The organism is Blautia sp. AM47-4, from assembly GCF_003479865.1.
Lineage (GTDB): Bacteria > Bacillota > Clostridia > Lachnospirales > Lachnospiraceae > Fusicatenibacter > Fusicatenibacter saccharivorans.
On sequence record NZ_QUHY01000001.1, the window covers coordinates 125,850 to 139,136 of the forward strand.

Sequence of the window (13,287 nt, forward strand, 5' to 3'; positions counted from 1 at the left end):
ATGTATATAGTATAGAAGAAACAGGACAGATCTTCAAGAAAAAATCGAAAAATTCGGCACGCGGAACCGGGCGGCCGGGGCACGATGCGTAACGTTTTCTTGCATAATCGAAGAAAAGGGGTTATAATAGGGGGCAAAGACTGAGAATACAAGGAGAATTGAATATGTCAAAATTACTGAAGGTAATTGTGAATACGCTGCTTCTGCTTGCAATCCTGTCAGCAGGCGCACTGGTGATTCCGCCGTTTGCCGGCATCACGACACTTGTCTCAGACGGGATGGGAAATACCAACATTTCCCGCGGCGCTGTTACGTACGCAAAGAAGACAGATACGTCATCGGTTGCGACGGGAGACAAAATCCTGGTTGATGACAATTCCGGAAAGTATATCTATACGATACAGTCCCTCGACACCGCTGCCGGAACCGCATCCGTAAAAAATGTGATCAGTGGAGACACAACGGAAATTACCGTGAGAGCAACCGTGAGCAAAGTGATCATCACGATTCCGGTGATCGGCTTTCTGTCGATGGCGGCGCAGAGCAGAGAGGGAATCATGATCATCGGACTTGCCATTCTGTTTCTGGTTATTCTGTTCATCCTTTCCGAGGTATGGAAACGTGATGAAGAAGAGGATGAGGAAGAAGAGGAAGAAGACGAAGACGAGGACGATGAGAAAGCGTCCGAAGAGCTTCGCAGCAGAAAGAAAGCTGCCCTGGAAGAAAAAAAGAAACGGGAAGAACAGGAAATGACCGAACAGTTGAGAGCAGCCGACCAGAAAACGGCAGAAGAAGAGAAACAGGACGAATTTGAAATTCCGGATCTGGAAGAAGAAGAAACGGAGCAGGTGTCCTTTAATACCGTCGATCTGCAGAACCTTGTAAGAGGAGAAGAAACCGAAGAAATTCCGGAAGCCGTGGAAGAAACGGAAATCGTCGAAGAAGCTGCCGCAGAAGAAACAGCGGAAGAAGTGACAGAAGAAACCGAAGAAACGGAATCAGCAGAGCCGGAAACTGTGGAAGAAATCGAAGAGTTTGAAGAAACCATCGAAGAGCCGGAAGAAGAGCCGGAACCGGAACCGTCCGAGCCGATCGAACTTGCCATGCCGGTTTACACGGCGGAAGAACTCCTCCAGAAGGCCCACGCAGCCGGAGATGACCCGAAAGTCATTGAAGATCCTGCAACCGGCATCACAATCTTAGATTATTCCGACATTCTGTAACTATTCAGAGCCATGCGAACGAAAAGAAAAGAACGCGAATCATGCTTGCATGAATGGACGTTCTTTTCTTTTTGTTCATATGGCAAGAAGCCACATCGAGATGCATCGCAGCGGAATCGAGATGGGGCTCTGAATAGTTGGAAAACGTCAAAAAAGAGAGAGATATAGGAAAAGTGCACAACACGGCACCCCTGTATTTCTCTTTTTGCATAAAAACGGATAAATCGAAAAAAATAAAAAAAAACCTTGATTTTTCGCGTGCTTTCTTGTATACTAACAACTGTTGTGACATTGATAGCGTTGAAGCGCGAGGTTGCCGCTGAGAAACAGCGGGTTTTCCGTGGAGCGAATGTCAAGTTAAAGAAACTGGCGACAAGTCACTGTACCCACAATTAAGTCCACCTGTAAGAGTGGAAACGACCGTGTGCAAACATCAGGACACACACGGGTAAGTGTACAGTCACCGCTTGTCGTACTCGTAAAAGTGCGAAAAGGAGGCGACTTTTTTTATGGCAAGTCAAGTAATGAGAATTACACTGAAAGCGTATGATCATCAGTTAGTAGATGCATCTGCACAGAAAATTATCGAAACTGTAAAGAAGAACGGAGCAACGGTGAGCGGACCAGTACCGCTTCCAACGAAGAAAGAGGTAGTAACTATCCTTCGTGCCGTTCATAAGTACAAAGATTCCCGTGAGCAGTTCGAGCAGAGAACCCACAAGAGACTGATTGATATCATCGCACCTACCCAGAAAACAGTGGATGCATTATCAAGACTGGAAATGCCGGCTGGCGTTTACATCGACATCAAGATGAAAAACAAATAAGATCAGCTGTAAAAAGTCCGGGATCAGCCCCCGGCCATCAATTAAGTAAGCAATAGATGATATAGAAGCAACACTCATTCGAAGGAATCAACATCCCTAAGGGTCATAGTGTTCCACTTATATCAACTGTTCGCTAGAATGAACTTCTTTATAATAGGAAGTTCCGCTGTAGATAAAACAGGAGGTAAAAGGAATGAAGAAAGCAATTTTAGCTACAAAAGTCGGAATGACTCAGATCTTCGACGAAAACGGTGTTTTAGTACCGGTAACTGTATTGCAGGCAGGTCCGTGTGTTGTAACACAGGTGAAAACCGCAGACAACGACGGGTACAGTGCAATTCAGGTAGGCTTCGGCGAGAAGAAAGAAAACCGTGTGAACAAACCAATGAAAGGCCAGTTCGCAAAAGCAGGTGTTTCCTGCAAGAGATATCTGAAAGAGTTCAGATTTGAAGATGCCGAAACCTATACATTAGGACAGGAAATCAAGGCCGATATCTTTGGCGCAGGCGACAAAATCGACGCTACTGCAACAAGCAAAGGTAAAGGATTCCAGGGTGCCATCAAGAGACATGGACAGTCCAGAGGACCTATGGCTCATGGTTCCAAATATCATCGTCACGCAGGTTCCAATGGTGCTTGCTCCGATCCGAGTAAGGTATTCAAAGGAAAAAGAATGCCAGGACAGATGGGTGGAAAGAAAATCACCGTACAGAACCTGGAAATCGTAAAAGTTGACGTAGAGAACAATTTACTGTTAGTCAAAGGTGCTGTACCAGGACCGAAAAAATCCATGGTTACCATCAAAGAGACAGTAAAATGCGGTAAATAAGTTCGTTGAAAGGAGGAACACACGTAATGGCTAACGTATCTGTATTAAATATGGAAGGCAAAGAAGTTGGCAGCATGGAGCTTAATGATGCAGTGTTCGGTGTAGAAATCAACGAGCATCTGGTACATCAGGCTGTAGTGCTTCAGCTTGCAAATAATCGTCAGGGAACTCAGAAAGCTAAAACCCGTTCCGAAGTAAGCGGTGGCGGAAGAAAACCGTGGAGACAGAAAGGAACAGGTCACGCAAGACAGGGTTCAACAAGAGCTCCTCAGTGGACAGGCGGCGGAGTTGTATTCGCTCCAGTACCAAGAGATTACTCTTTCAAAATGAACAAGAAAGAGAAAAGAGCTGCATTAAAATCCGTTCTGACAAGCAAAGTTCAGGAGAACAAATTCATCGTTCTTGATGAGCTGAAACTTGCAGAAGTTAAAACAAAAGAGATGAAGAAAGTGCTTGATAACCTCAAAGTAAACAACGCACTGGTAATCATCGGAGATGACAGCGAAAACGTAGCACTGTCCGCAAGAAACATTGCTGGCGTTCAGACTGCATCTGTTAATACCATCAACGTATTCGACATGCTGAAATACAACACCATCATCGCAACCAAAACAAGTGTTGCATCTATCGAGGAGGTGTACGCATAATGGCAGATATCAGATATTACGACGTAATCCTGAAACCAATCGTAACTGAGAAGAGCATGAATGCTATGGGCGAGAAGAAATACACATTCCTGGTTCACCCGGAAGCAAACAAATCTCAGATCAAAGAAGCAGTTGAGAAAATGTTCGAAGGAACAAAAGTAAAAAGCGTAAACACCATGAACATGGACGGAAAGAACAAACGCCGTGGAATGGTAGTTGGAAAAACTGCAAAGAGCAAGAAGGCAATCGTTGCTCTGACCGAGGACAGCAAAGACATCGAGATCTTCGAGGGACTTTAATTAGCAGCTGTTCGAAATATGCACACATAAGTGCGATACGAAATGAAAGGAGAACAAAGTAATGGGAATCAAAAGCTTTAACCCATATACACCTTCCAGAAGACACATGACCTCCTCTGATTTCAACGAAATCACGAAGAGCACACCGGAGAAATCTCTGGTAGTGTCCCTGAAGAAAAACGCTGGACGTAACAACCAGGGTAAAATCACTGTAAGACACCGCGGAGGCGGAAGCAGAAGAAAATACAGAATCATCGACTTTAAGAGAAGAAAAGATGATGTTCCGGCAACTGTTAAATCGATCGAGTACGATCCGAACAGAACAGCAAACATCGCTTTGATCTGCTATGCAGACGGCGAGAAAGCATACATCCTGGCTCCGGAAGGACTGAAAGTTGGCATGAAGGTTATGAGCGGCGCTAACGCCGAAGTAAGACCTGGAAACTGCCTGCCGCTGTCCGAGATTCCGGTTGGTACCATGGTTCACAACGTAGAGCTTCATGCAGGCAAAGGCGGACAGCTTGTTCGTGCAGCTGGTAATGGCGCTCAGCTGATGGCTAAAGAAGGCAAATACGCAACCCTTCGTCTTCCATCCGGAGAGATGAGAATGGTTCCGATCAACTGCCGCGCATCCATCGGTGTTGTTGGAAATGGCGAGCACAGCCTGATCAACATTGGTAAAGCAGGACGGAAACGTAACATGGGTATCCGCCCGACTGTACGTGGTTCTGTCATGAACCCGAATGACCATCCACACGGTGGTGGAGAAGGAAAGACTGGTATCGGACGTCCGGGCCCGTCTACTCCTTGGGGAAAACCGGCTCTTGGCCTGAAGACCAGAGCAAAGAACAAGCAGTCTAACAAGTACATCGTAAGAAGACGCGATGGAAAAGCTTTATCGAAATAAGGAGGTAAACGATGTCTCGTTCATTAAAAAAAGGACCATTTGCAGATGAAAGCCTGTTAAAGAAAGTTGACGCTGCAAACGCTTCAGGAGATAAAACAGTCATTAAAACCTGGTCACGTCGTTCTACAATCTTCCCGTCATTCGTTGGACACACAATCGCTGTTCATGACGGAAGAAAACATGTGCCGGTATACGTTACAGAGGATATGGTTGGACACAAACTCGGTGAGTTCGTAGCAACCAGAACCTACAGAGGTCACGGCAAGGACGAGAAGAAATCCGGCGTCCGCTAAGTAGAATGATTTGAGAGAGGAGGTTTTTTAGCAATGGCTAAAGGACATAGAAGTCAGATTAAAAGAGCAAGAAATGCTAACAAAGATACCAGACCGTCTGCAAAGTTATCCTACGCTAGAATGTCTGCGCAGAAAGCTGGATTTGTTTTAGATGCAATCCGCGGTAAAGATGTAACAACCGCACTTGGTATTGTAACTTACAACCCGAGATATGCCTCCAGCGTAGTGAAAAAACTGCTGGAGTCCGCAATCGCAAACGCTGAGAACAACAACGGTCTTTCCAGAGAGAACCTGTATGTAGCTGAGTGCTTCGCTAACAAGGCTCCGACCATGAAGAGAATTCATCCGAGAGCACAGGGCAGAGCTTACAGAATCCTGAAAAGAAACAGCCACATCACGATTGTGTTAGACGAGAAATAAGGAGGACATGTCATGGGACAGAAAGTTAATCCACACGGCCTGAGAGTCGGTGTTATTAAAGACTGGGATTCCAAATGGTATGCCGAGGGTGATTTCGCAGATAACCTCGTTGAGGACTACAACATCCGCACATACCTGAAGAAGAAACTGTACAGCGCAGGTGTTTCCAAGATCGAAATCGAAAGAGCATCTGACAGAGTAAAAGTTATCATCTACACCGCAAAACCGGGCGTTGTTATCGGTAAAGGCGGAGCAGAGATCGAGAAAGTAAAAGCTGAAGTTCAGAAACTGACTGACAAAAAGCTTATCGTAGATATCAAAGAAGTAAAAAGACCGGACCGCGATGCACAGCTTGTTGCTGAGAACATTGCATTACAGCTGGAGAACCGTATTTCCTTCCGTCGTGCTATGAAATCTACCATGCAGCGTACGATGAGAGCTGGCGCTAAGGGAATCAAAACATCTGTATCCGGACGTCTTGGTGGAGCTGATATGGCTCGTACCGAGTTCTACAGCGAGGGAACTATTCCGCTGCAGACCCTGCGTGCCGATATCGATTATGGATTCGCTGAAGCAGATACCACTTACGGTAAAGTTGGCGTAAAAGCATGGATCTACAATGGCGAAGTACTTCCAACCAGAACTAAAAAGGAAGGGAGCGAGAATTAATTATGTTAATGCCGAAGAGAGTTAAACGTCGTAAACAGTTCCGTGGTTCCATGAAGGGTAAAGCCCTCAGAGGAAACAAAATTAACTACGGTGAATTTGGTCTCGTAGCCCTTGAGCCATGCTGGATCAAATCCAATCAGATCGAGGCAGCCCGTATCGCCATGACACGTTACATCAAACGTGGTGGTAAAGTTTGGATCAAAATTTTCCCGGACAAACCAGTAACCGCACAGCCGGCTGAGACCCGAATGGGTTCCGGAAAAGGTTCTCTGGAGTACTGGGTAGCAGTAGTAAAACCAGGCCGTGTAATGTTCGAAATCGCAGGTGTTCCGGAAGAAACAGCCCGCGAGGCATTACGTCTTGCCATGCATAAGTTACCATGTAAATGCAAAGTAGTTTCTCGTGCAGACTTAGAAGGCGGTGATAACAGTGAAAACTAACGAATTTGTAAAAGATTTAAATACAAAGAGCGCAGCTGAGCTGAATGACGAATTAGTAGCTGCTAAAAAGGAACTCTTCAATTTAAGATTCCAGAACGCAACCAACCAGCTTGACAATACAAGCCGAATCAAAGAGGTTCGCAAAAATATTGCAAGAATCCAGACTGTTATTGCCCAGAAGGCAAACGCAGCTGAGTAATTAGGAGGAAAATATCGTGGAAGAAAGAAATCTTAGAAAAACTCGCGTGGGCAAAGTTGTCAGCGATAAGATGGATAAGACTATCGTGGTTGCCATCGAAGACCATGTAAAACATCCTCTGTACAAGAAAATTGTAAAAAGCACATATAAGCTGAAAGCACACGATGCAAACAACGAGTGCCATGTAGGTGATACCGTACGAGTTATGGAAACAAGACCTTTATCCAAAGATAAGAGATGGAGACTTGTGGAGATCGTTGAGAAAGCGAAATAAATAAGAGATCAGAATGCTAAAGGAGGAATACCAGCATGATTCAGCAGGAAACTAGACTGAAAGTCGCTGACAACACCGGTGCAAAAGAAATCTTATGCATTCGTGTTATGGGCGGTTCTACAAGAAGATATGCCAACATTGGTGATGTAATCGTTGCTTCGGTCAAAGATGCAACACCAGGCGGCGTTGTTAAAAAAGGTGACGTAGTAAAAGCTGTTGTTGTAAGAAGCGTAAAAGGCGCTCGTCGTAAAGACGGTTCTTACATCAAATTTGATGAGAACGCAGCAGTTATTATCAAAGATGACAAAACTCCAAAAGGAACCCGTATTTTTGGACCAGTAGCCAGAGAGCTTCGTGAGAAACAGTTCATGAAGATTGTTTCCTTAGCTCCGGAAGTATTATAGGAGGACAGCTATGTCAATGAAGATTAAAAAAGGCGATACCGTAAAGGTAATCGCCGGCAAAGATAAAGACAAAACCGGCAAAGTAGTCAGCGTTGACGTAAAGAACAACCGTGTTGTTGTTGAAGGCGTAAACATGATTACAAAGCATGAGAAACCGTCTATGAGCAATCAGCAGGGCGGAATCGTTAACAAAGAAGCTCCTATCGATGCATCCAACGTAATGCTGGTTGTAAAAGGAGTTCCGACCCGCGTTGGAATCAAAGTTGAGATGGTTGAGAAAAACGGCAAAACAAAAGCTGTTAGAACCCGCGTTGCAAAAGCAAAAGAGCTGAACGGCGCAGTAATTGATTAAGGAAGAGAGGAGGCAAAACCGTGAGTAGACTGAAAGATCTTTACAACGAGCAGATCGTTGATGCAATGACCAAAAAATTTGGATACAAAAACGTGATGGAAGTGCCGAAGCTCTCCAAAATCGTAATCAACATGGGTGTTGGTGAAGCTAAGGAGAACGCTAAACTTCTGGACGCTGCAATCAGTGATATGGAAGCTATCACCGGACAGAAAGCAGTTACCACCAAAGCGAAAAATTCCGTAGCAAACTTTAAAATCCGTGAGGGTATGCCGATCGGATGCAAAGTTACCCTTCGTGGCGAGAAAATGTACGAGTTCGCAGACCGCCTGATCAACCTGGCACTGCCTCGTGTACGTGACTTCCGCGGCGTAAATCCGAACGCTTTCGATGGCAGAGGAAACTATGCTCTTGGTATCAAAGAGCAGCTGATTTTCCCAGAGATCGAGTATGATAAAGTTGATAAAGTCAGAGGTATGGACATTATCTTCGTTACCACTGCTAACACAGATGAAGAAGCTCGTGAATTACTGACATTATTCAACATGCCATTCGCAAAGTAATAGGAGGAATTGATTCATGGCTAAAACAGCAATGAAAATCAAACAGCAGCGCAAAGCTAAATTCTCTACAAGAGAATACAATCGTTGCAGAATTTGTGGCCGTCCACACGCATATTTAAGAAAATACGGAATCTGCAGAATCTGCTTCCGTGAATTAGCATACAAAGGCCAGATTCCTGGCGTTAAGAAAGCTAGTTGGTAAAATTTTAGAAGGAGGCAAATTCAAATGAGTATGAGTGATCCGATTGCAGATATGCTTACAAGAATCCGTAACGCTAACACTGCAAAACATGATACAGTAGATGTTCCGGCATCCAAAATGAAAATCGCAATCGCTGATATCCTGGTAAACGAGGGATACATTGCAAAATATGAACTCAGCGATGAGGGTGCATTCCAGAATATGCACATCACCCTGAAATACGGCGCTGACAAAAACGAGAAGATCATCACCGGTCTGAAGAGAATCTCCAAACCGGGTCTGAGAATCTATGTTGGCAAAGATGAGCTGCCGAGAGTACTTGGCGGACTTGGAATCGCTATTCTTTCCACAAACCAGGGTGTTATCACCGATAAAGAAGCTCGCAAGCTGCAGGTCGGCGGCGAGGTTCTGGCATTCGTTTGGTAATCTGAAACGAAACAAAGCAACTGAAAACAGAGAGAGCGTAAGGCTCTCTCCGAAAATCTAAGTTAATAGGAGGAAATTGGTATGTCACGTATTGGAAGACTGCCAGTGGCAATTCCTGCAGGTGTAACAGTAGACATCCAGGAAAACAACCACGTTGTAGTAAAAGGACCAAAAGGAACATTAGAGAGAACTCTCCCGTCTGAAATGACCATCAAACTGGAAGACGGACACGTAGTAGTTACAAGACCGAACGATCTGAAGAAAATGAAAGCTCTTCATGGTCTGACCAGAACTCTGATCCACAACATGGTAATTGGTGTTAGCGAAGGCTATACCAAAACACTGGAAGTAAACGGTGTAGGTTACAGAGCTGCAAAACAGGGCAACAAATTAGTTCTGTCTCTTGGATATTCTCATCCGGTAGAGATGATCGATCCGGAAGGACTCTCCTCCGCTGTAGACGGCAACAAGATCATTGTTTCCGGTATCAGCAAAGAGAAAGTTGGCCAGTATGCCGCTGAAATCAGAGACAAGAGAAGACCTGAGCCATACAAGGGCAAGGGAATCAAGTATGCTGATGAAGTGATCAGACGTAAAGTTGGTAAGACTGGTAAGAAATAATTAAGGAGAGTGTGAACATGATTAGTAAAGTATCAAGAGCGCAGATGCGCCAGAAAAAGCATAGAAGATTACGTAATCATATCGTAGGTACTGCACAGCGTCCGCGTCTGTGTGTATTCCGCAGCAATAACCATATGTATGCTCAGATTATCGACGATACGATTGGAAATACTTTAGTTTCTGCTTCTACTCTTCAGAAAGATGTTAAAGCAGAGCTTGAGAAAACCAACAATGTAGATGCAGCAGCATATCTTGGAACCGTTCTTGGAAAGAAAGCTGTAGAAGCAGGTATTACTGAAGTTGTATTTGACCGTGGCGGATTCATCTACCAGGGAAAAATCCAGGCATTCGCAGACGCAGCTAGAGAAGCTGGGCTGGTATTCTAAGAAAGGAAGGAAAAGAACACATGAAGCATACAATTATTGATGCAAGCCAGTTCGAACTGGAAGAAAAAGTCGTATCAATTAAGCGTGTTACAAAAGTTGTTAAAGGTGGTCGTAACTTCCGTTTCACAGCTTTAGTAGTTGTCGGCGACGGCAATGGACACGTAGGCGCAGGCCTTGGAAAAGCAGCGAGATTCCGGAAGCTATCCGCAAAGGTAAAGAAGACGCTATGAAGAAACTGGTAAGCGTAGCAATCAATGAGAACGGAAGTATCACTCATGACTACGTAGGTAAATTCGGAAGCGCAGAGGTTCTGTTGAAGAAAGCTCCTGAAGGTACTGGTGTCATCGCTGGTGGCCCAGCCCGTGCCGTAATCGAGTTAGCTGGTATTAAGAACATCCGTACAAAATCCCTTGGATCCAGAAATAAGCAGAACGTAGTTCTGGCTACCATCGCTGGTCTGTCTGAGCTGAAGACTCCAGAAGAAGTAGCAAGACTTCGCGGCAAATCTACAAACGAGATCTTTGCTTAAGGAGGATGTGAAAAATGGCAGATAAATTAAAAGTAACACTGGTGAAATCCCCGATCGGATGTGTTCCGAAACACAGAAGAACCGTGGAAGCACTGGGTCTGAAAAAAGTTAACAAGACGGTAGAACTGCCGGATAACGCAGCAGTTCGCGGCATGGTTAATCAGGTTTCTTACCTGGTTAAAGTAGAAGAAGCATAAGGAGGTACCGTAATGGACTTATCTAATTTACAGCCGGCTGAAGGTTCCAGACAGAACGATAACTTCCGCAGAGGCCGTGGACATGGTTCAGGAAATGGTAAAACAGCAGGTAAAGGCCACAAAGGACAGAAAGCACGTTCCGGAGCACCGAGACCGGGCTTTGAAGGTGGTCAGATGCCTTTATACAGACGTCTTCCGAAGAGAGGTTTCAAAAACAGAAACTCCAAGGAAATCGTTGGAATCAATGTAGATGCTCTGAATCGTTATGAGGACGGAACTGTTGTAACCGTAGAAACTATGATTGAGACTGGTCTTGTTTCCAATCCGAGAGATGGCGTAAAAATCCTTGGAAACGGTGAAGTCACCAAAAAACTCACTGTAAAAGCAAATGCTTTCAGCGAGAGCGCAAAGGCAAAAATTGAAGCGGCAGGTGGAACAGTCGAGGTGATCTAATGTTTAAGACCTTTATCAATGCATTTAAGGTCAAAGATGTTCGTCGCAAAATATTTTATGTGCTTATGATGCTTGTTGTCATCCGGTTAGGCTCTCAGATGCCTGTACCGGGTGTCAATACAAGCTTTTTTGCGAATTATTTTGCAAATAATACGAATGAGGCATTCAGTTTCCTGAATGCATTCACGGGCGGCGGTTTCGACCGTTTCTCCATCTTTGCTCTGAGTATTACACCGTACATTACTTCTTCCATCATTATCCAGCTGCTTACGATTGCAATTCCACGACTTGAGGAAATGCAGCGTGACGGCGAAGAGGGAAGAAAGAAAATGACTGCGATTACTCGTTATGTGACAGTAGGTCTTGCATTGTTTGAGTCTGTTGCCATGGCAGTAGGCTTTGGACGCCAGGGACTCCTCACCACTTTTAACGCAGTTAATGTGATTGTTGTAGTGGCAGCTCTGACAGCCGGTTCTGCCTTCCTTATGTGGGTGGGAGAACAGATCAACGACAAGGGCGTTGGAAATGGTATTTCTATGGTCCTGTTAATCAACATCCTTTCCAGAATCCCGCAGGATATGGTAACCCTTTACGAAACCTTCGTAAAAGGCAAAACCATCGCGCGTGGTCTGCTGATGTGGATTATCATCGCTGTTGTGATCATCGCTGTTGTTGTGCTGGTACTGATCCTGAATGGCGCTGAGAGAAGAATTCCGGTACAGTATTCCAAGAAAATGGCCGGAAGAAAAATGGTTGGCGGACAGTCATCCAATATTCCGCTGAAGGTAAATACAGCGGGCGTTATCCCGATCATCTTTGCATCATCCATCATGTCTTTCCCATCGATTATCCTGTCGTTTGTCGGAAAGTCGGATATCAAAGGTATCGGCGGAACGCTGATCAAGATGCTGAATTCCAACAACTGGTTTGACAAAACCAATCCAGTTGCTTCGCTGGGCCTGATTCTCTACATTGTCCTTGTTATTTTCTTCGCTTATTTCTATACCTCCATCACCTTCAACCCGATGGAAGTTGCAGATAACATGAAAAAACAGGGCGGCTTTATCCCAGGCATCCGCCCGGGTAAATCCACGGTAGATTATCTGAACAATCTGCTCAGCTATATTATTTTTATCGGTGCAGCAGGTCTTACCATTGTTGCAGTGATTCCATTTTTCTTTAATGGATTTTTCAAAGCGAATGTATCCTTTGGAGGTACTTCTCTGATCATTATTGCCAGCGTAATTCTGGAAACCTTAAAACAGATTGAATCCATGATGCTGGTACGCAATTACAAAGGATTCTTAAACGATTAAGGCATAAGAGGGACTGTCTGGATAAGACAGGCCCTTTCTTTTGTTTAAAGCGCTTTTAAAGAGGCTTTAACAGAGAAAATTTTTGCTATTGTGGTTTACTTTATGGTATAATAGGGTAAATTACACGCAGCGGATTGCTGCAAATTCAAACATGGGAGGAAAAGCGCATGAAAATTATTATGTTGGGGGCACCTGGTGCCGGAAAAGGTACACAGGCAAAACAGATCGCTGCAAAATATGAGATTCCTCATATTTCAACCGGCGATATCTTCCGCGCAAATATCAAAGAGGGAACCGAGCTTGGAAAGAAAGCGAAAGCATTCATGGACAAGGGAGAACTCGTTCCGGACGAGCTGACCTGCGATCTTGTTGTAGACCGTATTTCCAAACCGGACGCAGCAAAGGGCTACGTGCTGGATGGCTTCCCAAGAACGATTCCGCAGGCAGAGGCACTGACCAAAGCCCTGGAAGCACGCGGAGAGAAAATTGACTACGCAATCAATGTAGAAGTACCGGATGAAAATATCGTTCACCGTATGGGCGGACGCCGTGCCTGCATCGGATGCGGAGCAACGTATCATGTAGAATTTAACGCACCAAAGGTAGAAGATGTATGCGATACCTGCGGCGGCGAGCTGGTTCTTCGTGATGACGATAAACCTGAGACCGTACAGAAGAGACTGTCTGTATACCATGCTCAGACACAGCCTCTGATTGACTACTATAAGAAAGCCAATGTTCTGGTGGAAGTTGACGGAACCCAGGATATCAACGTGGTATTTCAGGATATAGTAAAGATTTTAGGAGCGTAAAG

23 protein-coding genes and 1 pseudogene are annotated in these 13,287 nt (G+C 44.9%); all 24 read left to right on the forward strand.

Features of this window, described 5'->3' with window-relative positions; genetic code table 11:
* Positions 1-164: 164 nt before the first annotated feature.
* Positions 165-1,223, forward strand: coding sequence for a hypothetical protein (locus tag DW965_RS00560; protein WP_119197893.1), 1,059 nt, complete (start codon positions 165-167; stop codon positions 1,221-1,223).
* Positions 1,224-1,732: 509 nt separating this feature from the next.
* Positions 1,733-2,050 (forward strand): 30S ribosomal protein S10, encoded by a 318-nt coding sequence (gene rpsJ / locus DW965_RS00565; RefSeq protein WP_117510469.1) that lies wholly within the window; start codon positions 1,733-1,735, stop codon positions 2,048-2,050.
* Positions 2,051-2,243: 193 nt separating this feature from the next.
* Positions 2,244-2,879 (forward strand): 50S ribosomal protein L3, encoded by a 636-nt coding sequence (gene rplC, locus DW965_RS00570; RefSeq protein ID WP_022461666.1) that lies wholly within the window; start codon positions 2,244-2,246, stop codon positions 2,877-2,879.
* A gap of 26 nt (positions 2,880-2,905) precedes the next feature.
* Positions 2,906-3,526, forward strand: a complete 621-nt coding sequence (gene rplD, locus DW965_RS00575) for a 50S ribosomal protein L4 (protein WP_055220759.1) — start codon at positions 2,906-2,908, stop codon at positions 3,524-3,526.
* A complete protein-coding gene (gene rplW / locus DW965_RS00580) occupies positions 3,526-3,825 on the forward strand; it encodes a 50S ribosomal protein L23 (protein WP_055220757.1) in 300 nt (99 codons plus the stop codon). Before rplD ends, rplW begins: the two co-directional genes overlap by 1 nt.
* Positions 3,826-3,886: 61 nt before the next feature.
* Positions 3,887-4,732, forward strand: coding sequence for a 50S ribosomal protein L2 (gene rplB, locus DW965_RS00585; protein ID WP_119197894.1), 846 nt, complete (start codon positions 3,887-3,889; stop codon positions 4,730-4,732).
* 11 nt (positions 4,733-4,743) lie between these two features.
* Positions 4,744-5,025: a 30S ribosomal protein S19 gene (gene rpsS, locus DW965_RS00590; RefSeq protein ID WP_022461662.1), complete on the forward strand. Its 282-nt coding sequence runs from the start codon at positions 4,744-4,746 to the stop codon at positions 5,023-5,025.
* 33 nt (positions 5,026-5,058) lie between these two features.
* Positions 5,059-5,445: a 50S ribosomal protein L22 gene (gene rplV, locus DW965_RS00595; RefSeq protein WP_022461661.1), complete on the forward strand. Its 387-nt coding sequence runs from the start codon at positions 5,059-5,061 to the stop codon at positions 5,443-5,445.
* A 12-nt stretch (positions 5,446-5,457) separates the two neighbouring features.
* A complete protein-coding gene (rpsC, locus tag DW965_RS00600; RefSeq protein ID WP_022461660.1) occupies positions 5,458-6,114 on the forward strand; it encodes a 30S ribosomal protein S3 in 657 nt (218 codons plus the stop codon).
* Between the two features lie 2 nt (positions 6,115-6,116).
* Complete coding sequence (gene rplP, locus DW965_RS00605; protein WP_022461659.1) at positions 6,117-6,554, forward strand: 50S ribosomal protein L16; 438 nt, start codon at positions 6,117-6,119, stop codon at positions 6,552-6,554.
* Positions 6,544-6,753, forward strand: a complete 210-nt coding sequence (gene rpmC / locus DW965_RS00610) for a 50S ribosomal protein L29 (protein ID WP_022461658.1) — start codon at positions 6,544-6,546, stop codon at positions 6,751-6,753. The genes rplP and rpmC overlap by 11 nt, the downstream gene beginning before the upstream one ends.
* A gap of 16 nt (positions 6,754-6,769) precedes the next feature.
* Positions 6,770-7,027 carry a 30S ribosomal protein S17 gene (rpsQ, locus tag DW965_RS00615; protein ID WP_022461657.1) on the forward strand — a complete coding sequence of 86 codons (258 nt, stop codon included), beginning with the start codon at positions 6,770-6,772 and terminating at the stop codon, positions 7,025-7,027.
* Between the two features lie 35 nt (positions 7,028-7,062).
* Positions 7,063-7,431: a 50S ribosomal protein L14 gene (gene rplN, locus DW965_RS00620; protein ID WP_022461656.1), complete on the forward strand. Its 369-nt coding sequence runs from the start codon at positions 7,063-7,065 to the stop codon at positions 7,429-7,431.
* A 10-nt stretch (positions 7,432-7,441) separates the two neighbouring features.
* Complete coding sequence (gene rplX, locus DW965_RS00625; protein WP_022461655.1) at positions 7,442-7,783, forward strand: 50S ribosomal protein L24; 342 nt, start codon at positions 7,442-7,444, stop codon at positions 7,781-7,783.
* A 20-nt stretch (positions 7,784-7,803) separates the two neighbouring features.
* Positions 7,804-8,343 carry a 50S ribosomal protein L5 gene (gene rplE / locus DW965_RS00630; RefSeq protein ID WP_022461654.1) on the forward strand — a complete coding sequence of 180 codons (540 nt, stop codon included), beginning with the start codon at positions 7,804-7,806 and terminating at the stop codon, positions 8,341-8,343.
* Between the two features lie 16 nt (positions 8,344-8,359).
* Positions 8,360-8,545 (forward strand): type Z 30S ribosomal protein S14, encoded by a 186-nt coding sequence (locus DW965_RS00635; RefSeq protein WP_022461653.1) that lies wholly within the window; start codon positions 8,360-8,362, stop codon positions 8,543-8,545.
* Between the two features lie 24 nt (positions 8,546-8,569).
* Positions 8,570-8,971, forward strand: coding sequence for a 30S ribosomal protein S8 (gene rpsH, locus DW965_RS00640; protein ID WP_022461652.1), 402 nt, complete (start codon positions 8,570-8,572; stop codon positions 8,969-8,971).
* Positions 8,972-9,052: 81 nt separating this feature from the next.
* Positions 9,053-9,592: a 50S ribosomal protein L6 gene (gene rplF, locus DW965_RS00645; RefSeq protein WP_022461651.1), complete on the forward strand. Its 540-nt coding sequence runs from the start codon at positions 9,053-9,055 to the stop codon at positions 9,590-9,592.
* A 17-nt stretch (positions 9,593-9,609) separates the two neighbouring features.
* Complete coding sequence (rplR, locus tag DW965_RS00650) at positions 9,610-9,978, forward strand: 50S ribosomal protein L18 (RefSeq protein WP_022461650.1); 369 nt, start codon at positions 9,610-9,612, stop codon at positions 9,976-9,978.
* 20 nt (positions 9,979-9,998) lie between these two features.
* Positions 9,999-10,507 (forward strand): annotated as a pseudogene (gene rpsE, locus DW965_RS00655) (30S ribosomal protein S5).
* A gap of 14 nt (positions 10,508-10,521) precedes the next feature.
* Positions 10,522-10,704 carry a 50S ribosomal protein L30 gene (gene rpmD, locus DW965_RS00660; protein ID WP_022461648.1) on the forward strand — a complete coding sequence of 61 codons (183 nt, stop codon included), beginning with the start codon at positions 10,522-10,524 and terminating at the stop codon, positions 10,702-10,704.
* A 12-nt stretch (positions 10,705-10,716) separates the two neighbouring features.
* The gene (gene rplO / locus DW965_RS00665; RefSeq protein ID WP_119197895.1) at positions 10,717-11,157 is read left to right on the forward strand and encodes a 50S ribosomal protein L15; all 441 of its coding nucleotides are present in this window, start codon (positions 10,717-10,719) and stop codon (positions 11,155-11,157) included.
* Positions 11,157-12,473 (forward strand): preprotein translocase subunit SecY, encoded by a 1,317-nt coding sequence (gene secY, locus DW965_RS00670; RefSeq protein ID WP_022461646.1) that lies wholly within the window; start codon positions 11,157-11,159, stop codon positions 12,471-12,473. The genes rplO and secY overlap by 1 nt, the downstream gene beginning before the upstream one ends.
* A gap of 167 nt (positions 12,474-12,640) precedes the next feature.
* Complete coding sequence (locus DW965_RS00675; protein ID WP_022461645.1) at positions 12,641-13,285, forward strand: adenylate kinase; 645 nt, start codon at positions 12,641-12,643, stop codon at positions 13,283-13,285.
* Positions 13,286-13,287 lie beyond the last annotated feature (2 nt).